The sequence below is a fragment of the Tenacibaculum sp. genome, from assembly GCF_050290165.1.
GTDB lineage: Bacteria > Bacteroidota > Bacteroidia > Flavobacteriales > Flavobacteriaceae > Polaribacter.
The window spans coordinates 21,177-41,588 of sequence record NZ_JBNKHD010000008.1 but is presented as its reverse complement, the minus strand read 5'-3'; the positions used below and the strand labels follow the sequence as shown (position 1 = coordinate 41,588).

22 protein-coding genes are annotated in these 20,412 nt (G+C 31.9%); 12 read left to right on the top strand and 10 right to left on the bottom strand.

Annotated features, from left to right (window positions below; translation table 11 throughout):
• Window positions 1-38 precede the first annotated feature (38 nt).
• From ACQY6M_RS07755 to ACQY6M_RS07740, 4 genes are all read left to right on the top strand, one after another.
• Window positions 39-917 carry a nuclear transport factor 2 family protein gene (locus ACQY6M_RS07755; RefSeq protein WP_428740958.1) on the top strand — a complete coding sequence of 293 codons (879 nt, stop codon included), beginning with the start codon at window positions 39-41 and terminating at the stop codon, window positions 915-917.
• Between the two features lie 102 nt (window positions 918-1,019).
• A complete protein-coding gene (locus ACQY6M_RS07750) occupies window positions 1,020-1,466 on the top strand; it encodes an SRPBCC family protein (protein ID WP_428740959.1) in 447 nt (148 codons plus the stop codon).
• Between the two features lie 234 nt (window positions 1,467-1,700).
• On the top strand, window positions 1,701-2,510 hold the full coding sequence (locus ACQY6M_RS07745) for an alpha/beta hydrolase (RefSeq protein ID WP_428740960.1): 810 nt from the start codon (window positions 1,701-1,703) through the stop codon (window positions 2,508-2,510).
• 2 nt (window positions 2,511-2,512) lie between these two features.
• A complete protein-coding gene (locus tag ACQY6M_RS07740) occupies window positions 2,513-3,118 on the top strand; it encodes a hypothetical protein (RefSeq protein WP_428740961.1) in 606 nt (201 codons plus the stop codon).
• Here the strand turns inward: ACQY6M_RS07740 and ACQY6M_RS07735 are convergent.
• The 10 genes from ACQY6M_RS07735 to ACQY6M_RS07690 form a co-directional block, all read right to left on the bottom strand.
• Window positions 3,095-3,589, bottom strand: a complete 495-nt coding sequence (locus ACQY6M_RS07735) for a LytTR family transcriptional regulator DNA-binding domain-containing protein (RefSeq protein ID WP_428740962.1) — start codon at window positions 3,587-3,589, stop codon at window positions 3,095-3,097. The genes ACQY6M_RS07740 and ACQY6M_RS07735 overlap by 24 nt on opposite strands.
• Window positions 3,590-4,070: 481 nt before the next feature.
• Window positions 4,071-5,384, bottom strand: coding sequence for a Fe-S cluster assembly protein SufD (sufD, locus tag ACQY6M_RS07730; protein ID WP_428740963.1), 1,314 nt, complete (start codon window positions 5,382-5,384; stop codon window positions 4,071-4,073).
• A gap of 46 nt (window positions 5,385-5,430) precedes the next feature.
• Entirely contained in the window at window positions 5,431-6,180 is a 750-nt protein-coding gene (gene sufC, locus ACQY6M_RS07725; protein WP_428740964.1) for a Fe-S cluster assembly ATPase SufC, read from the bottom strand.
• Window positions 6,181-6,190: 10 nt separating this feature from the next.
• Window positions 6,191-7,054 (bottom strand): N-acyl homoserine lactonase family protein, encoded by an 864-nt coding sequence (locus tag ACQY6M_RS07720; RefSeq protein ID WP_428740965.1) that lies wholly within the window; start codon window positions 7,052-7,054, stop codon window positions 6,191-6,193.
• 20 nt (window positions 7,055-7,074) lie between these two features.
• Complete coding sequence (sufB, locus tag ACQY6M_RS07715; protein ID WP_428740966.1) at window positions 7,075-8,523, bottom strand: Fe-S cluster assembly protein SufB; 1,449 nt, start codon at window positions 8,521-8,523, stop codon at window positions 7,075-7,077.
• Between the two features lie 33 nt (window positions 8,524-8,556).
• On the bottom strand, window positions 8,557-8,886 hold the full coding sequence (locus tag ACQY6M_RS07710) for a HesB/IscA family protein (RefSeq protein ID WP_133538083.1): 330 nt from the start codon (window positions 8,884-8,886) through the stop codon (window positions 8,557-8,559).
• A 136-nt stretch (window positions 8,887-9,022) separates the two neighbouring features.
• On the bottom strand, window positions 9,023-10,087 hold the full coding sequence (locus ACQY6M_RS07705; protein WP_428740967.1) for a cytochrome-c peroxidase: 1,065 nt from the start codon (window positions 10,085-10,087) through the stop codon (window positions 9,023-9,025).
• A gap of 7 nt (window positions 10,088-10,094) precedes the next feature.
• Window positions 10,095-10,850, bottom strand: coding sequence for an MbnP family protein (locus ACQY6M_RS07700; RefSeq protein WP_428740968.1), 756 nt, complete (start codon window positions 10,848-10,850; stop codon window positions 10,095-10,097).
• A 3-nt stretch (window positions 10,851-10,853) separates the two neighbouring features.
• Window positions 10,854-12,182 (bottom strand): hypothetical protein, encoded by a 1,329-nt coding sequence (locus ACQY6M_RS07695; RefSeq protein WP_428740969.1) that lies wholly within the window; start codon window positions 12,180-12,182, stop codon window positions 10,854-10,856.
• Window positions 12,183-13,388, bottom strand: coding sequence for a choice-of-anchor B family protein (locus ACQY6M_RS07690; RefSeq protein ID WP_428740970.1), 1,206 nt, complete (start codon window positions 13,386-13,388; stop codon window positions 12,183-12,185).
• A gap of 139 nt (window positions 13,389-13,527) precedes the next feature.
• Between ACQY6M_RS07690 and thiL the strand changes: the two genes are divergently transcribed.
• The 8 genes from thiL (at window position 13,528) to ACQY6M_RS07650 (ending at window position 20,348) form a co-directional block, all read left to right on the top strand.
• The gene (gene thiL / locus ACQY6M_RS07685; protein WP_428740971.1) at window positions 13,528-14,568 is read left to right on the top strand and encodes a thiamine-phosphate kinase; all 1,041 of its coding nucleotides are present in this window, start codon (window positions 13,528-13,530) and stop codon (window positions 14,566-14,568) included.
• Between the two features lie 171 nt (window positions 14,569-14,739).
• Complete coding sequence (lysM, locus tag ACQY6M_RS07680) at window positions 14,740-15,210, top strand: peptidoglycan-binding protein LysM (protein ID WP_428740972.1); 471 nt, start codon at window positions 14,740-14,742, stop codon at window positions 15,208-15,210.
• A gap of 154 nt (window positions 15,211-15,364) precedes the next feature.
• A complete protein-coding gene (locus ACQY6M_RS07675) occupies window positions 15,365-16,264 on the top strand; it encodes a DMT family transporter (RefSeq protein ID WP_428741031.1) in 900 nt (299 codons plus the stop codon).
• 31 nt (window positions 16,265-16,295) lie between these two features.
• Window positions 16,296-17,162 (top strand): YicC/YloC family endoribonuclease, encoded by an 867-nt coding sequence (locus tag ACQY6M_RS07670; protein ID WP_428740973.1) that lies wholly within the window; start codon window positions 16,296-16,298, stop codon window positions 17,160-17,162.
• A 3-nt stretch (window positions 17,163-17,165) separates the two neighbouring features.
• Complete coding sequence (gmk, locus tag ACQY6M_RS07665) at window positions 17,166-17,774, top strand: guanylate kinase (protein ID WP_428740974.1); 609 nt, start codon at window positions 17,166-17,168, stop codon at window positions 17,772-17,774.
• A 14-nt stretch (window positions 17,775-17,788) separates the two neighbouring features.
• Window positions 17,789-18,373, top strand: a complete 585-nt coding sequence (gene nadD / locus ACQY6M_RS07660; RefSeq protein ID WP_428740975.1) for a nicotinate (nicotinamide) nucleotide adenylyltransferase — start codon at window positions 17,789-17,791, stop codon at window positions 18,371-18,373.
• A gap of 69 nt (window positions 18,374-18,442) precedes the next feature.
• On the top strand, window positions 18,443-19,285 hold the full coding sequence (locus ACQY6M_RS07655; protein ID WP_428740976.1) for a hypothetical protein: 843 nt from the start codon (window positions 18,443-18,445) through the stop codon (window positions 19,283-19,285).
• 199 nt (window positions 19,286-19,484) lie between these two features.
• A complete protein-coding gene (locus ACQY6M_RS07650; RefSeq protein ID WP_428740977.1) occupies window positions 19,485-20,348 on the top strand; it encodes a M23 family metallopeptidase in 864 nt (287 codons plus the stop codon).
• Window positions 20,349-20,412: the final 64 nt, after the last annotated feature.

Below are 20,412 nucleotides of genomic sequence, written 5' to 3'. Positions count from 1 at the left end.
CATAGTTTTGTACTATCATTTTTAAACTAGTAATCACAATGAAAAAAACGATAGTTATAGCAGTAGGTTTTACAACATTATTAAGTTGTAATTCAATCCCAACAAATTCAAAATTACAAGGTCAAATTAAAACGGATACTAAAATGGAAAATTTAAAAATTACAGCTCAAAAAGCTCAGGATGCTTTTTTTACAGACTACAATGAGGAAGGAGTAAAAAAATATTTCGCAACTAATTATATTCAGCATAATCCACATATACCTTCAGGTATTGAACCAGTGTTAGGATTTCTGCCAGCTTTAAAAGAAGCGAAAACAACATATACCAATCATAGATTGTTACAAGATGGTGAGTTTATTATTTTCCATAATTCTTATCACAATGCGGACGCTTTTGGAGCTAATGAGGTTGTTACTTTTGATGTGTGGAGAATGAAAGATGGTAAAGTTGCAGAGCATTGGGATAACATTACTCCAAAGGTTGATAAAACCGCTAGTGGTCGTTCACAAGTTGATGGTGCTACAGACATTACTGATTTGGATAAAACAAATTCAAATAAAGAGATTGTAACTAATTTTGTTAATGATGTTTTATTTGGAAAAGCCCCAGAAAAAATCACGAATTATATTAGTACAGAAGAGTATCTTCAGCATAACCCAATGATAAAAGATGGATTAGAGGGATTAGGAGAAGCAATAAACTATTTAACTTCTCAAAATAACATGTTTAAATATCAAAAGCTACATAAGGTATTAGGAGAAGGGAATTTTGTTCTTACAATGAGTGAAGGTGAGTGGTATGGAAAAGCTCAAGCTTTTTATGACTTGTTTAGGTTAAAGAATAATAAAATTGTTGAGCATTGGGATGTTGTACAAGAAATTCCTCAAGAAATGGCTCATACAAACGGAAAGTTTTAAGGCTGTAAATTTTATTGTTAAGTTAAATTCCCTATGCAACATATTGTGTAGGGAATTTGTTTAATTTTTTAGTAACTTTAAGAGTTATTAAATCAAGTACTTATGGAAGCAAATGAAGAGGGTTTTGCTATTTATCATAACTTTCCTGTAAAAGCATTGTCAAACGAGGTTTTTAAAGCAGTTAGTAACCCTGAAGATTTGGCGCATTGGTGGCCATTAAAGTGTACTGGAAACCCAAAAATAGGAGCAGAATACAATTTCTTTTTTAGTGAACCTTACAATTGGTATGGTGAGGTGGTTCAGTGTAAAGAAAACAATTCCTTTCATATAAAAATGATTAAATCAGACAAAGACTGGAACTCTACAACTTTTGGCTTTGATTTATTTGAGAAAGAAAGTGGTGTTACTTGGGTTCATTTTTTCCATAAAGGTTGGTCAGAACAAAATTCTCATTTCAAACATTCATCTTACTGTTGGGCATTGTTGCTAAATGGGCTTAAAAATTATATAGAAAAAGGAATCATTATACCTTTTGACAAGAGAAATTAGAGGCTAATAGAAGTAGCTTTTTTTCTTGGTTTATATTTTGTTGGTTAACCAGTCTAATACTTCACATTTAATTTGGGTTTTCCATCTAAAACTTTGTGTCATTGTGTAAAATGATGATTTACAAATAGTCCTTTCATCACAAATTAAGAACATTTCATACCACTTAGGGTTTTAGTAAATACAAGCGTAAATAAGAGAGATATTTTTGGTAAGAAATAACTAAAAAATACCAAGATGATTATTTATTCTAACACTAAAACAACAGTTTTATTTTTATGCTTTTTTGCCTGTTTATTGATAAGCTGTGCAGAGGAAGATTTACCTCCTACTATTAAACAAGAACGTTTTATAGTAAAATCAAATTCAACAAAATTTAAGTATGCTATTAAGGTGGCTAGTCTTAAAGAAATTGATAACACAAAACAATACCATGTTGTTTATTTATTGGATGGAGACGATTATTATAACGAGTGTGTAGAAGTACTAAACTCAGAAGGGAAAGACAATATTATTTTAGTAAGTATTGGCTATAGCGGAGATAACGAAAGAGGTACAGATTATTCTTATCCTTATGATAGGGGCTTTGATGGAGATTCTGGAGGAGCAAAAAAGTTTATTGATTTTCTCAACTTAGAATTAATACCAAGAGTAGAGGAAGACTATCATATAAATAGCTTAACAAAAACAATTTATGGGCATTCACTAGGTGGTTATTTTGCCTTGTATGTTATGATGCAAGAGGAACAAGAAAACCTTTTTGATAATGCAATTGCAATAAGCCCCAATTTAATGTGGTATAACTCATATATATTCAATCTTGAGTTAAATGCTAGAGAACAAAATACGCTAGATGATAAATCTCTTTACATAGCTATGGGAGATCTAGAAGGAGTGGGTATGAATACCTCTTATAGTGCTTTGGTAAAACAAATTGAATCGAGTAACTATAATGACTTTAATTTTAGCTATGATAGACTCATTAATACTTCGCATAGAAATAGCCCAATAAAAGGATTTAAAAATGGATTGCAAATAATTGAATAAAGATGAAGAAGATTTTATATGTGCTGCTTTTAATAAGCGGTTTAACAAGTAATGCTCAAGTAGATAAAAATACGATGAAATGGAAACTGGAGTTGGGATATACAACAGATATCATCAATGTAAGTTTCGGAGAGAACTATGGTATTGTTTTCAAAGCTAAGAAAAGCTTGTTAGAAACGAAAAGACTTACACTAATGGCTGGTGCAGTTTATCAAAATAGTTTTATTAATGAAGATGAAAACATGTTTACAGATTATGTTGATGGATATACAAGAGATTTAACAGTAGCAGGGTTGTTAGATTTAAGTATTTATCCTTTTAATAAAAGAAGGTTTTATTTCTCTGCTCAACCTTTTTTAGGATATACAAATCTTAAATCTAAAGGAAGTTTGTATATAGGGCATTTAAATGTGTACGAAAAGTATAAGAACTCTTATTCGTATTTTAATTACGGAATGATAAACTCTTTAGGCTACACTTTTAATAGAGTAACCATAAGTTTAGATGTTTGGAGCTCGTTAAAAGGAATTTTTGATAATGGTAGATTCAGACCTGGAGATTTTGATTCAAGACTGTTTTTTGGCTTAAGCGTGGGCTACACTTTCTAATTTAGTCTCTTTATAATATTTATCAAAAGCCTCTTTAAATACCTTAAACTTATTTCTAGAAACAGGAACCTCTTGTGAAATGTCTGAAAATGAAATTTTATAATTTCTCGCATTTCCGGAGGTTCTTCTTATGTTTTTAATATTGATTATATAAGATCGATGTGTACTAAAAATAAAAGGATAATCGGATAAATCAGTTAATAATTTTTGAATAGATATTCTATAAGGTTTAACATCTACCGTGTTTAGGTTTTTAGTGTAGATATCTACATAATTACCTTCTGATTTTGCAAATAAGAAGGTGTTGAGGTCTAAAATTAAGGTTTCATTTATATTATTGGTCTCTATGTATAAAACAGCTTCTTTGTCTTTTAATTTTAATTCTTTTTGAAGTTGTTCGTTGTATGCTTTAACACTTTTTAAATTCTCTTTTAAAATAACTACATAGTTAATCCAGATAATTATAAGCACAGGTATAGTGCCTATTAAAACGACGTAAAAAAATGTATTTATTAAACTTGAAAAAAAGGTGTGGATAGCACCATTTTTCAACAGTAACAAAAAACTATTTTGAAAAAGAGCAATAGAAATTAGTATTCCTATTGTGAAGAAAAATTCTTGTAAAGTATTCCAATTTTCCTTTACTTCAGAAGTAAAAAAAACTTTCGGAATAACTTCGGTAAAGAACAAAATACTAAAAAAAGTAATGATGCTAGTGGTTAAGCAAACTTGTAATTTGTTCGTAAAGAAAGTATTATTAATGTTTATCTGAGGGGAGAAATAAAAATTAATAAAAAAGAGTATTACACTTAAAACACATGCAATAATCAGATTCCTTTTAGTGTGAAATAAGTAAGGATAAGGAATAGATAAGTTTTTTAAAAACTTAGATTTCATAGCATAAGAAAGTTAAAAAGAAAGGCATTAGTTAACTCACTAATGCCTTATGTTTTTATAAATCAAAACCAATATTCACGCCTAGCTTATCGGCAATTAACTTAGTAATTCTTTTCTTTACTTCAGGTATTTTAACACTCTCTAAAACAGTATTCGCAAAGGCATACATTAGTAATGCATTAGCTTCTTTTTTAGGAATACCTCTTTGTTGCATATAAAACAATGCTTGGTCATCTAACTGACCAATTGTACAACCATGAGAACATTTTACGTCGTCAGCAAAAATCTCTAACTGAGGTTTAGCATTTACAGTTGCTTTATCACTAATCAAAACATTGTTGTTTTGCTGATATGCATTTGTTTTTTGAGCTTCTTTTTCAACAATAACTTTACCGTTAAATACCCCAGTAGAACGATCACCATAAATGCCTTTATAATCTTGGTGACTTTCACAGTTTGGTTCTATGTGATTTACCAATGTGTGGTGGTCTACATGTTGTTTTCCTTCTATAATGGTTATTCCTTTCAAAACAGAGTTGATGTATTCTCCTTTTTGGTAGAAGTTTAGATTGTTTCGAGTAATATTTCCACCAAAAGAAAACGTGTGTACAGAACAGGTACTTTCTTTTTGTTGTTCTATGTATGTATTGTCAACTAAAGAAGCAAAGTTGTTATCGTTCTGTATTTTATAATAATCTACTGTAGCGTGTGTATCAGTATAAATTTCAGTTACAGAATTGGTTAATACAGCATTGTTGTTAAGGTTCTGGTGGCGTTCTATAATTTGAACGTGTGCATTTTGCTCTACAATAATTAAGTTACGAGGTTGTAACATTGTAGCACTTTCTTTTCCTGTGGTAAAATTGATGATTTGGATAGGTTTTTCTACCTCAACATTTTTAGGAATGTGAATAAATGCACCTTCAGTAGCAAATGCAGTGTTTAATGAAGTTAAGTTATCCTGTTTTGCTATTTTATTAAAATACTTTTCTACGATAGGTTTGTATTTATCCTTTGAAAAAGCGGCTGATAACAGGCAGATATCTTTTCCGTCGTGTGTGGTATTTGATAAAAATGAACTGTATTTTCCGTCTACAAAAATTATTTTGTAGCTATCAATTTCATGAATGAAAAACTTTTTTACATCCGCTAACTCAACAGCGGCATCACGGTCTGGAAATATGCTGTAATCTTCTTTTAAAATTGAATTTAAAGATGTGTATTTCCAAGCCTCTAACTTTTTAGTAGGAAAGCCTAACTTTTCAAAGTTTTGTAATGCTTCTGTTCTGATTTCGTGTAAATCTGAATTGATGTTTACACCGTTTTCAAAAGCTACGTATGATGATAATATTTTCTCTTTTAACTCCATTATTTTCTTGCTGTCATTACTTCTTAGCGTTAATTGTATATATCAATTATGCCAATTCGTTTTTAATCCAATCGTATCCTTTTTCTTCTAATTCTAAAGCAAGTGAAGCGTCACCAGTTTTAACGATTTTTCCATCGTGTAAAACATGTACATAATCAGGAACGATATAATCTAATAAACGTTGGTAGTGTGTAATTACCACTACAGCATTGTCTTTAGATTTTAGTTTGTTAACTCCGTTAGCAACAATACGTAAAGCATCGATGTCTAAACCAGAGTCAGTTTCATCTAAAATAGCTAGTTTAGGCTCTAACATAGCCATTTGAAAAATCTCATTACGTTTTTTCTCACCACCTGAGAAACCTTCGTTTAAAGAACGAGATAAGAATTTACGATCAATCTCTAATAATTCTGATTTTTCACGAATCTTCTTAAGCATCTCTTTTGCAGGCATTTCTTCTAATCCCTTAGCTTTACGCGATTCGTTAATAGCTGTTTTGATGAAGTTTGTAACAGTAACACCAGGAATTTCAACTGGATACTGGAATGATAAAAATACACCTGCATGTGCTCTTTCTTCAGGGGCTAATTCGCTAATATCTTCACCATCTAATTCGATAGATCCTGAAGTTACTTCGTAATTTTCGTTACCAGCGATAACAGATGATAAGGTACTTTTACCTGCTCCGTTAGGTCCCATAATAGCATGTACTTCGCCTGCCTTTACCTCTAAGTTTATTCCTTTAAGAATATCTTTATCTTCTATCCCTGCGTGTAAATTTTCTATTTTTAACATTACTGTATGGTTACTTTTTTAATAGGTTTTGTAATTTTTCGAAATCTTTTGGTGAGTGTTGTATAATTACCTCAGCATTCTTTTCTTTTGCGAAAGCTTCAAACTTTTCCATGCTTTCTAGAGTTTGCTCAACATTGTAATTAAAAGAAGGAACACCTTTAGTTTCTCTATTTTCTTCAAAGTGATATAAATCACCTGTTAATAAGATAGGTTTTTCTAAACCAGCTTCAATATATAAAGCTTGATGACCAATCGTATGACCTGGCATGTATTTAATAACAACAGTACCATCGCCAAATACGTCATAATCACCTTTTATCTTTTGAACATTTGTTAATTCTTTGATAGAATTGTAGGTGTTAGGATCTTTAACTTTTGCAGAATCATTAGTTATAAAATCATACTCGTTTTCTTGAACTAACCAAGTTGCATTTTTAAAATAATTTGCATGCCCCGTGTGATCGAAATGAGGATGCGATAATGCGATATACTTAAAATCATCAACAGTTAAATCAATAGATTGTAATTGATTTTTTAATGAATCAGCACGCTGTAATGTAAATGTACCACTAGGTTCTGTAAATGGTTTGTCAGTAACTAAAGATTCTGGTAAACCAGCGTCCCATATTAAATTTCCTTTTGGGTGTGATATCACATAGTAAGCATCTGCAAACTGTTTAGACTGCCCAGTATATGTTGTGTCTTGAGAAAAAACCTCCAATTTATTTACTAAAATTGAACCTCCATCTAAAACATAAAGTTTAACTTGAGGTTTTTCAGCTACTTTTTCTTCTTTAGCTTCTTGTTTTTTTTCAGCATTTTTACAACTAAAACTAATAATTGCTAAAAGAGCTAATAAAAATATTTTCTTCATTATATTAATTTTTTATTTGGTTATCCTACACTTCCTTCTAAACTAATTTCTAGTAATTTTTGTGCTTCTACAGCAAATTCCATTGGCAATTTATTTAATACCTCTTTACTAAATCCGTTTACAATTAACGCAATTGCTTTTTCGGTATCAATACCACGTTGATTACAATAAAATAATTGGTCTTCACCAATTTTACTGGTAGTAGCTTCGTGCTCTATTTGAGCTGATTTGTTTTTTGCTTCGATATAAGGGAAGGTATGTGCTCCACACTCGTTACCCATTAATAAAGAATCACATTGAGAAAAGTTACGTGCATTTTCTGCTCTAGCATTGATTTGCACCAATCCACGGTAGCTGTTTTGTGACTTTCCTGCAGAAATACCTTTAGAAATAATAGTTGATTTGGTATTTTTTCCTAAGTGAATCATCTTAGTTCCTGTATCAGCTTGCTGATGGTTGTTAGTTACTGCAATTGAGTAAAATTCACCTACAGAATTATTTCCTTTTAAAACACAACTAGGATATTTCCAAGTAATAGCTGATCCTGTTTCAACTTGTGTCCAAGAAATTTTAGCATTGGTTTCGCACAATCCTCTTTTTGTTACAAAGTTGAAAACTCCTCCTTTTCCTTCTGAATCACCAGGGAACCAGTTTTGTACAGTTGAGTACTTTATTTCAGCATCGTCTAAGGCAATTAACTCTACTACTGCTGCATGTAATTGATTTTCGTCACGTTGCGGAGCAGTACATCCTTCTAAATAAGAAACGTAACTGCCTTCATCTGCAATGACTAAAGTACGCTCGAACTGTCCAGTACCTCCTTCGTTGATACGGAAGTAGGTTGATAGCTCCATTGGACAACGAACTCCTTTTGGAATATAACAGAAAGATCCATCAGAGAATACTGCTGAATTTAATGCAGCGTAAAAGTTATCGGTTTGCGGTACTACCGAACCAATATATTTTTTAACCAGCTCAGGGTGCTGTTGAATAGCTTCTGAAATCGGCATGAAAATAATCCCTTTTTCAGCTAAGGTTTCTTTAAAAGTAGTAGCTACCGAAACAGAATCCATTACAATATCAACCGCTACGTTGGCTAATTTTTTTTGTTCTTCTAAAGAAATTCCTAATTTTTCAAAAGTAGCCAATAACTCAGGATCTACTTCATCTAAACTATTTAGTTTAGGTTTCTTTTTAGGTGCTGAGTAATAAGATATTTCTTGGAAGTTAGGTTTTTTGTAGGTAACGTTAGCCCACTCTGGTTCTTCCATTTGTTCCCAAATTCTAAAAGCCTCTAAACGCCACTCGGTCATCCATGCAGGCTCGTTTTTCTTTTTAGAAATGGCACGAACAATTTCTTCGTTTACCCCATTAGGAAATTTATCACTTTCAATATCAGTATAAAAACCATACTCGTATTCTTTGGTTTTTAATTCTTCTCTTAAATCGTCCTCGGTATATTTACTCATCAGTTTTTAAGTCTTCTTTTTGGTGTAATGATTTTACAGAGAAAAACTTTCTCCGCAACCACAAGTTCTATTAGCGTTAGGATTGTTAAATACAAAACCTTTACCGTTTAAACCTCCAGAATATTCTAAAGTAGTACCCACTAAGTATAAAAAACTTTTTTTATCGACAACAATTTTTACATCATTGTCTTCAAAAACTTTATCATTTTCTTGTTGGGTTTTGTCAAAAGTTAAGTCGTATGATAATCCTGAACAACCACCACTTTTTACTCCAACACGAACATAGTCGGTTGTAGTATCAAATCCATCATCTGTCATTAATTCAATGACTTTCTTTTTTGCTGTGTCTGAAACTTTTATCATCGTTTAAATAGATTAAATCTAAATCAATTGCAAAGATAATGACAAAATATGATTTATGTCATGTTTTGAAATGAATATAGCTATGAAACGATAAAATTTGTCTATACTATAAATCTAAGTGCTGATTGTTAATATATTATTGCTGAAAATCAGTATTATTTATGAAGTCGTTATCAGAAAGACTTAAAAGAAAGGCTTTTAAATCCGCTTTGTCTTTACTAGAAAGTTGAACACCTCCTTGATTGACTTTTTTCATTAAAGGATCAATAGTAGGTGAGTATTTTAATCCTTCTGAATAATGATTGATTACTTCTTCTAAAGTAGTAAATCGTCCATCGTGCATATAAGGGGCAGTAAATTTTAAATTTCTTAAAGATGGGGTTTTAAATCTACCATTATCGTTTGGATCACCTGTTACAGCTCCTAAACCTAAATCGGTAAAAGTTGCGTCTAATCCATTGTTGTGGAATTTGTTATCTGTCCATAAAGGATTGTTGTTACTGCCATGGCAATGAAAACAATCCCCTTTTGTCTCGTCAGAAAAGACATTAAACCCATTTAACTCTTCTGGAGTTAGTTGAGTTTTACCTAATAGATATTGGTCGAATTTTGAGTTTCCTGAAATTAAAGTTCTTTCAAACTGAGCAATTGCTTTTGTTACCAGAGTTGAATCTATTTTTGATGTTCTAAATGCTTGTTGAAAAAGTGTTGGATATTCAGTATGTTCCTGTAATTTTTTAGCAACATCAACCCAATTACTATGCATTTCTATAGGATTCCTAACAGGAGCGAAGGCTTGACGTTCAATACTTAGTTGTTTTCCGTCCCACATAAAACGTTCGTCATAGTTCCATGCTAAGTTAAATAGAGGCATAGAATTTCGGGTTCCGAATTGACCATCTACACCATCACTAAAACGAGTTTCATCGGTAAAAGCTCTTTTGGGATTGTGGCAACTAGCGCAAGATTGTGTGTTATCTTTTGATAAAATAGGGTCAAAAAATAATTTTTTACCCAAAGCAATTCCTTCTACTGTTAATGGATTGTTGGTAGGAATTACTGGAGCTATTATTTTTTGCTGAAAAAGCTCAGGTATTTTTAAGCTTGCAGGGGTAGGAGTATATACATCATTCTCTTCTTTTGATGAACAACTTATCAAAAGAAGAAGTAATAAAAATAGATATATACTCTTTTGTGCCATGTTATTTTTATTGAGTGATAGCTCCTAAGCTGAAAACACCTGTTTGACCGTTTTCTGATATTAATTTCTGAGCCTCAAAATCCATCATAACACTGCTTTTTTCATTCAAATCCCAATCGTTAGGGCTTTTAAACCATCCAGCAACATTCATTTTAACTTCTATAGTTGCGTTGTTTTTTAGGAGAACTGAACCTGCGGTAATTGTAAATGAAGTATCTAGAATGGAATCTTTTTCTTGATCATAAGCTCTTACAGCATGAAATTTGTATGAGTTTTGTACGCCTAAAGTATCTTTGTATTTACCTTCCAATTGCATAAAGTGATAACCACCACCTTCCATGTCAGGAACATTCCAATTAACGGAGTTTAAATCAAGATAGGTACTACTGGTATTATCTTCATTTTTGAAACCAAAAGTGAAAGACAATTGGTAATCTCCTTCCGATACTTTTTGAGAGAGGGAAAAAGTTAAATCGTCTGGTTTGTTTATATCTACTAGTTTGTAACCTTCAAATTTAGTGGTATCTCCAGCGCCATTGGTAAGGGCTACACGTGAAATTAAATAGCGTAATTCACTTATGTTAAGTTTTGTTCCAAGTTTATTAGTGTACTCAGTATTATTAATATCGGACGTTTCAATTGTGGTTCCATCCCAGTTTTGGGTGAATTTCAATTTTACAGAAACTTCTTTAATAGGTTCGTCATTGTCTGAGCTACAAGAAAAAAGTAATACACTAAGAAAAAGAGTTAAAAAACGCTTCATTATTTATTTCATTTTGATGATTAATAGGTCTGAAAAACCTTTGTTTGTTGTTATATCTTGATTGTTACTACTGCTTTCTCCAACAGCAATGATGCTTCCATTGGTTAGCTCAACAGCATCGTAACAATAGTCTATTTCGGTACCACCTATTGTTTTTTGCCATATTAGGTTCCCGTCTTTGTCAATTTTTAGTATTAACGCATCATTTTGCCCTTTATTTTCAAAGTTGTTATCAGTACTTCTTGAGCTTCCTCCAATTAAAAAACCACCATCAGAAGTTTTGTTTACTGAACGTCCAACGTCAAAACTAGAGCCTCCATAATTTTTTTGCCATAAAAGATTTCCTTGTGGTGTTATTTTTATAACCCATACATCAGCGCCACCATTGTTTTGAGTGATGTCTTTGTCAGAACTTCTGGTGTCTCCAATAATAATAAAATTTCCGTCATTCGTTTTTGTAATAGCTCTCGCTTCGTCAATTTCTGTTCCGCCAAAAGATTTTTCCCAAAGAAAATTTCCGTTTTTATCAGTTTTAACAATCCAAAAATCATAGGCTCCTTTGTTGTCTTTTACATCCACATCGTTACTGTCTGAAGAGCCAACTAAAATATAGCCATCAGAAGCTTCAGAAACACTATAACAAGTATCGGTATTTGTGCCGCCAAAATATTTACGCCATTCAATATTACCACTGGCATTGAGTTTAAGTCCCCAATAATCTCCACCAGCGTGTCTTGCCGTAAATTTTGAGTTTCCTAAGCCTCCTGACGCAGTAACATCTAGTATACCTCCAACAAAATATCCTCCATCGGTAGTTTGGGTTATTGTAAAGCCTTGATCAGCGCCTGAAAAACCAGTAGTTGTTTTCCAAACTATAGTACCATTTGCATCTAATTTTAAAATCCAAATATCATCAAACCCTTCGTTAGTGTCTACATCTCCATCATCACTTTTACCATAACCAGCAATAACAAAACCATTATCGTTAGTTTGAATAATCTTAAAGGCTTTGTCATCTTTAGTTCCTCCATAGTTTTTTTGCCATTGAAGATTGTCTTGACTATCAAATTTTAAGACCCAAAAATCATATTGAATTGTGTTTCTAGTTGTTTCAATATCTCCGTCTATACTTTGTGTAAATCCAGTAATTACATAGCCTCCATCAGAAGCCTCAACAACACTTCTACCACTTTCATTAACACTTCCTCCTAAAGTTTTTATAAAGTCAATATCAGGGGTTTTTGTTGAAGATGGAATATGTATACCGTCATCATTACTACAACTGTATATAATTGCACTTAATAAGAATATAGATGAAATATGTTTGAACATTTACTGTTTTTTAATCACAAATAAACCTCTGTTAATATCACTAACTACGATTTTTCCACTTTTAAAAAAAGGATATACATTCCAAACACCGTTAAAATTAGCTCCATTGTTTTCAGGGTAGGTGTCAAAATAACCAATTTCACTAATAGATGAACTCGTGATATTTGTGATGTCTATAAAACGAACTCCTGCAGTATAATTGGCTAAGTAAAAAGTATTATTGTTTACATATCCATTATGATCGATAGCGCTGGTTGGACCTGTGTAAATAAAATGCTGTTTAGGATTATCTAAGTCAGTAAAGTCAAAAATGATTGTTCTAGTATTGTTCCCGAAATTTTGTTCATCCAGTTCGTCTCCTAGAATAAAGAATTGTTGGTTTTCTGTAAACCACCCTTGATGTGTATAACCTACATTAGCATATGAAATTTTAGAAATAGTTGCAGGGTTTGCCTTGTCGCTAATATCAACAATAACCACTTCGTTCTCATTGCTACCTATTAAGATTTCTTTACCGGTATAATCTGAATCAGGACCTGTGTAAGTAACTACTTGTGCATCGTGACTGTAGTTGTCCATTCCCCATCCACCTTCACTTACTGGATTCAATGGGTTTTGTATGTTGATAAATAAAGGACCTCCTTTATAGGTTCCTGACTTACTTGTACCTACTGGATATGCATAACCAGTATTTTCGTTGATGATTATATTATGTGCACTACCAAAATCAGTAAAATGTTTGTCTGCTGTAAAAGTAGCAGGAGGATTGGTAACATTTCTTAATTTGGTTAAATCAAAAACTTGCATACCATGGTTGGTTGCTTCACTAACGATAAAGGCGTAATTATTATAAACTTTTACGTCCCACCAAAAACTGCTTACAGTTGCAGTTGGTAATTTGCCTAAATAAATAGGGTTTTCAGTATCAGTGATGTCTACAAAAACAGTTCCGTTTTTAACACCCATAATAGCATATTCTCTATTGGTAGTTTCGTCTGTCCATCCCCAGCAATCACTCCCATCTGTGGCTCCAAAGGTGTCTAATGGAATGTTTAATAGTAAATCATAATTATTACAGGGGTATATACCAGCCTTACCACCAGAGCATACTATTTTATTAGTTTTTATAGGTTCTTCATTAGAAGAAGAACAAGAGGTCAAAAAAAGAAGACCAAAAAAGACGAATAAAATTTTAAGCTTTTTCATAAGATGAAGTTTAAAGAATACTAAAATAGTTAATTAGCTAATTATATAACATATAAAAACAGTAAAACCCTATTTTTATTTCAAACTGTTTATTGGTTAGAAATGAGTTTGTTTATTTACTTGTCATTATCTTTGCAACATGTTAGAAGATAAAAATCAAGAAAAAACTTCGTTGGCTAAACTTGGAGAGTTTGGACTAATCAACCATTTAACAAAGCATTTTAAAATACATCATACTTCAACAATAAAAGGAGTAGGAGATGATGCAGCAGTTATAAGCTCTTCGGATAAAGAAATTGTAATTACTACCGATTTGTTAGTAGAAGGTGTACATTTTGATTTAAGTTATATGCCTTTAAAACACTTAGGATATAAAGCTGTAATGGTTAATTTATCTGATGTATATGCTATGAACGCTACAGCTGAGCAAATTACAGTATCAATTGCGGTATCTAATCGTTTTCCATTAGAGGCTATTGAAGAATTATATGCAGGAATACAATTGGCTTGTGATACTTATAAAGTAGATTTAATTGGTGGGGATACTACGTCTTCGACAAAGGGAATGTTAATTTCGATTACAGCTATTGGTTCCGCGAAGAAAGAAGATATTGTATATAGAAATGGGGCAAAACCTACTGATTTAATTGTAGTTTCGGGTGATTTAGGTGGAGCTTATTTAGGGTTACAAGTGTTGGAGAGAGAAAAACAAGTGTTTCAGGTAAACCCTCAAAGTCAACCAGATTTAGATAATTATACCTATATAATAGAACGTCAGTTAAAACCAGAAGCACGTAAAGATATTCCTGCTTTATTAAAAGAGTTAGAAGTAAAACCTACTTCTATGATTGATATTTCTGATGGGTTATCTTCAGAAATTATGCATATCTGTACTCAAAGTAAAACAGGGTGTAAAATATACGAGGATAAATTACCTTTGGATCCGCAAGTCATAGCTACTTCTGAAGAATTTAATATGGATAGTACGATGATTGCTTTAAGTGGAGGTGAGGATTATGAGTTGCTTTTTACGGTTTCTATTGATGATTATGATAAGATAAAAGGAAACCCTAACTTAACTGTTATTGGGCATATTACAGAAGAAAATCAAGGGATGAATTTAGTAACACGAGCAAATCAGGAAATTGAGTTGAAAGCGCAAGGGTGGAGTTCGTTTTAGAATGAAGTAAGAAATAAAATTGTATATATAAAAATCACATTGAATTCTCAATGTGATTTTTTTTATGATAGATATTGATGGTAGACATCTTCGTTGTGTGAATTTTTACATATAAAAATTGTATATTGTCAGACAAGAAAGGAAATATTAACAAATAAAATTTTAAAAGAAATGGGAATTTTTTCGTTTATTAAAAATGCTGGAGCAAAAGTTTTTGGCATAGGAAAAACAACAGAAGAAGAAGCTGCAGAAAAAGCCACCAAGTTAGTAGATGCGGTACATAGATTAGAACTTGCTATTGAAAACCTAACCATTAAAGTAAATGATGATAAAGCAACCGTTACGGGAGAGGCTGCTGATTTAGCGACTAAAGAAAAAGTAGTTTTAGTAGTTGGTAATACAGAGGGAATTGCCACGGTTGAAGATAATATGACAGTTGCAGAAGTTGAGGAGATTGAAGAAGTTGAAATGGCACAATTTCATACAGTAATTAGTGGAGATTCATTAAGTAAAATAGCTAAGGAATTTTATGGAGATGCGATGAAGTATCCTGTGATTTTTGAAGCAAATAAACCGATGTTAACACACCCAGATAAAATTTATCCAGGACAAGTATTAAGAATACCACCTTTAGTGGACTAATCAAAAGTTAATCAACCAAAGGAAAAAGCACTGCATTAGCAGTGCTTTTTAGTTATAATAATATGATGTTAAAAGAATGAGATAGGGTAAAAAAGTAGAAAAAAAGATGAATTTTATCATCATCTTTGCAGCACTTGTTTTTAAAGCCCGAAAAATGAACCAAAGAGCGTTAGCACTTACCGCTACATCTATAGCAACACTTATCTACGGAATTACATTTACGGTAGCAAAAGAAGTGATGGAAGAACATATAGAGCCTTTTGGGTTCATATTACTTCGTGTTGGAGGGGCAACCACGATTTTTTGGTTGTTAGGATTTTTTGTGAAAGCACCCTCTATAGAGAAAGCTGATTACAAGAAAGTAGCAACGGCAGCTTTTTTCGGAATTGCTTTAAATATGCTTACTTTCTTTAAAGGATTGAGTTATACCACACCTATTAGTGCATCGGTAATGATGGTGACCACACCAATTTTAGTGTTAATTTTTGCTAGTATACTTTTAAAAGAAAAACTAATTTTAAGAAAAATAGCAGGAGTTGTTGTTGGTTTAATAGGAGCGGTAATTTTAATAGCTTATGGAAACCCATTAAAGGGTGATGCAACAAATATGATGTTAGGTAATTTTCTAGTATTTATCAATGCAGCATCCTATGCCATGTATTTAGTAATTGTAAAAAAGTTGATAGCAAAATACAATCCGATTGTTTTTGTAAAGTGGTTATATCTTTTTGGATTATTATTAGTATTTCCTTTTGGTATTTCAGAACTACTAGAAGTTCAATGGCAAATAATGCCAACAACTATTTATTTAAAAGCAGGATTTGTAGTGTTGTTTACTACCTGTATAACTTATCTATTTAATTTGTTCGCGTTATCTAAATTAAAACCAACTACAGTAAGTGTTTTTATCTATTTACAACCTGTAGTTGCTGCCATCTATGCATTAATTGTAGGAAGTGATCATATAGATGTAATTAAAATAGGGGCTGCATTACTTATATTTTTAGGGGTGTTTTTAGTGACCAAGCGCCCTACTGAAACTCCCAATAAATAAATGTATCTTTGCGGATTATTAAAACGAAGTTATGATACAATCTATGACGGGGTATGGAAAATCTGTACTACATCTACCCTCTAAAAAAGTAACGATTGAAGTTAAATCTTTAAATAGTAAAAATTTAGATTTAAACACAAGAATTCCTTCTTATTATAAAGAAAAGGAATTGGACGTTCGTAAAAAACTAGCGAGTAGCTTAGTGCGTGGTAAGGTGGATTTTTCTATTTATGTTGAAATGACTGCAGATGAAACGTCAACCACAGTTAATACAGGTGTCGTAAGGTCGTACATGCAACAGTTAAGAAATATAACCCAAGTAGGTTCTTCAGAAGATATTGAGCTGATGAAAATGGCTGTAAAAATGCCAGATGCTTTAAAAACTGAGCGTGAAGAATTGGATGAAGAAGAATGGAATCAAATAGATGCTCACATAGATGAGGCGTTGAAAGAAATTATTCAATATAGAATCGACGAAGCAAAGTCTTTAGAAGAAGATTTTAAACTTAGAATAGCAAATATTCAAACAGCTTTAGAGGAAGTAAAGGAGTTGGACGGTGAGCGAATTTCACATGTAAAAGAACGTTTACAAAAAGCTTTAGACGATTTAAAAGTAGAGGTAGATGAAAATCGTTTTGAGCAAGAGTTAATTTATTACTTAGAAAAGCTTGATATAAATGAAGAAAAGGTGCGCTTAGCAAATCACCTAGAGTATTTCTTACAACAATTAGAAACCGAAGATTCTAATGGAAAAAAATTAGGGTTCATTGTACAAGAAATAGGTAGAGAAATTAACACAACCGGTTCTAAAGCTAATTTTGCTCCAATGCAAAAATTAGTTATTCAAATGAAGGACGAATTAGAAAAAATAAAAGAACAAATATTAAACGTTTTATAAAAAATGTCAAAGGAGTTTAAAGGGAAGTTATTTGTGTTTTCAGCACCATCAGGTTCAGGTAAAACAACAATTGTACGTCATTTATTAGCACAAAAACGGTTTAATTTAGAATTTTCAATATCTGCAACTTCAAGAGGACCAAGAGGTGAAGAGGTTGATGGAAAAGATTATTATTTTATTTCAGCAGAAGAGTTCAAGCAAAAAATAAAAAATGATGAGTTTTTAGAGTGGGAAGAGGTATATCGCGATAATTTCTACGGAACTTTAAAAACCGAAGTAGAACGTATTTGGGCGCAAAAAAAACACGTGATTTTTGATATTGATGTTGTTGGAGGTTTGCGTATCAAGAAGAAATTTCCAGATGAAACTTTAGCAGTTTTTGTAAAGCCACCAAGTGTTGATGAGCTTAAAATCCGTTTAAAGAAGAGGAGTACTGAAAGTGAAGATAAAATCAACATGCGTATAGCTAAGGCTTCGGTAGAATTAGCAACAGCCCCACAGTTTGATAAAATCATCAAAAATTATGATTTATCGGTAGCTTTACAAGAGGCAGAAGATTTAGTAGATGAATTTTTAGGATTACAAAAAGTTACTTCACAGGAAGAAGAATAGTATTTTAAGAGGTTATGAAAAATATAGGATTGTATTTTGGAACTTTTAACCCAATTCATATAGGACATCTAATAATAGCCAACCATATGGTAGAAAATTCTGATTTAGATGAAATATGGATGGTTGTAACGCCTCACAATCCTTTTAAAAAGAAGAATTCGTTGTTAGAAAATCATCATCGATTAGAAATGGTGTATTTAGCAACTCAAGAATACGAAAAAATTCAACCTTCAGATATAGAATTTAAACTTCCCCAACCTAATTACACAATAAATACCTTAGCACATATTTCAGAAAAGTATCCGGATTATAATTTTAGTTTAATCATGGGAGAAGACAATCTGAAAAGCTTTCATAAATGGAAGAATTATGAAGCTATTTTAGAAGATTATCATGTGTATGTATATCCGAGAGTTTCTGAAGGAATTGTAGAAAATCAATTCAGTAATCACAAAAAAATACACAGAATTGATGCACCTATTGTGGAAATTTCTTCAACCATGATACGTAAGGCAATTAAAGAGGGTAAGAACTGTAAACCCTTGCTTTCTCAACAAGTATGGAAGTATATTGATGAGATGAATTTTTATAAAAAATAAAAACCATAATTAAACTTTTTGCAAATCTTAAGGTCAAAGTAATTGATTAACTCTTAAAAAATAGAAATTATGACTTTAAAATTTGTAAAAAGAAATGTGTACTTCCTTTCCATCTTAGGTTTTTTAACCTTGACTTCATGTGATTCGAATGAAACGAGTGACTTGTTAAATGCTGATTTGACAACGGAAGAATCTTTGAATGTAGTTTTAGAAGATGATATTTCATCAAACTTAGAGAGTGTTATTGAAGATGATGCTGCTATAGGAGAAATTGCTGCTAAAGGAGAAGCTTCAATAAGCAACCATCCTGAATGCATACTTAGAACTGTTGAAGAAACTGCAGAAGGTAAAACTGTTACAATAGATTTTGGTGATGGATGTACTGGAAAAAGAGGACACGTTTTCGTAGGAAAAATTATTATAGAATATGTAAAAGTAGAAGGAGCGTATTCTAAAACAGTGACATTCGAAAACTTTTCGATTGATGAAAACTCTGTAGTTGGTACCATTTCAGTTTCTAGAGTAAGAGAAAATGCTAGTGGAAATCCTGAAAGAACCTATTCAATAGATCTTACAATTACTTTAGCAACTGGAGAAGTAATTATTAAAAAAGGAGAAAAAATTAAAGAAATGATTGAAGGAGCAGGTACGGTTGAAAGAGGTGACGATGTATTTTTAATTTCTGGTTTTTGGGAGTCTGTTAATAAATTAGGAAAAGAAGCAAAAGTTACTATAACTACGAGTTTAAGAAGAGAATATGTGTGTAGATATATTGTGAGTGGAGTTGTTGAAATAACAAGAGGAGAGCACAAACATACTATTGATTTTGGAGATGGATCTTGTGATAATGTTGCAACAGTAACTGATACTGAGGGTAATGTAAGAGAGATTACGTTAAAAGATAGGAGATAGAGGGAAAGAGAAGAAAGCTTTAAAGACCAGTTAATTAACAGGTCTTTTTTTATGTAAAAAATAATCGTAAAAGAGCTTATATAATTTTTATTTTAAGGTTATATAGGTTTGTTAAAATATCAGCTATATTTTAAACTTTTTTTAAGAAAAGAATTGAAATTTTTTCGTTGTATATTTGAAATCCAAACAAGTATAAAACGTGGCGAAAATTCAAAAAGCACGAAAGCTTAAACAGAAGCTAACTGATAAATACCGCTTGGTAATTTTAAATGAAGATACTTTTCAAGAACGATTTTCTTTAAAACTGTCAAGATTAAATGTCTTTGTTTTAGGAGGGGTGTTTTCTATAATTCTTATTGTATTAACAACATTATTAATTGCTTTTACAGGAATACGAGAATACATACCAGGCTATTCTTCAACAGCATTAAAAAAGAAAGCTACTAGGTTAACCTACGAATCAGATTCTTTAAAAACAAGGTTGGCAATTATAGAGCGTTATGCAAATGCACTAAAACCTGTTTTAACAGGAGAAATTAAACCTGAAGAAATTGATTCTTTAACTACCGATATGCAGACGATTGTGTTAGATGAAAGTAAATTACAAGCAACAAGGCAAGATTCATTATTTAGAGAAAAGATTGAAAGTAAAGATCTTTTTCCATTATATAAAGGTGGAGAAAATAGAATTAAAAATGTATTCTTTTCACCATTAACAGGAAGTATTTCGCAACCGTTTGATATGAACGATAAACACTATGCAATTGATATCGTAGCACAAACTGGTACACCGGTAAAAGCAGTAGCAGATGGAACGGTAATATTAGCTGAATGGACGGCAGAGACAGGTTACGTAATTACGATTCAGCACTCTAACGAGTTTATTTCGGTGTATAAACATAACGGAACCTTGTTGAAACAACAGGGAGATATTGTAAAGTCAGGGGAGGCTATAGCGAATGTAGGCTCTACAGGAGAATTAAGCACTGGTCCGCATTTACATTTTGAGTTATGGAATAATGGATTTCCTGTAAATCCGTTAAATTATATAGATTTCCAATAAGTAAGATAATAGAAATATAGAAAGGTTAGTTTTTAAATAAAGCAACTAAGGTTCTAAACATCTA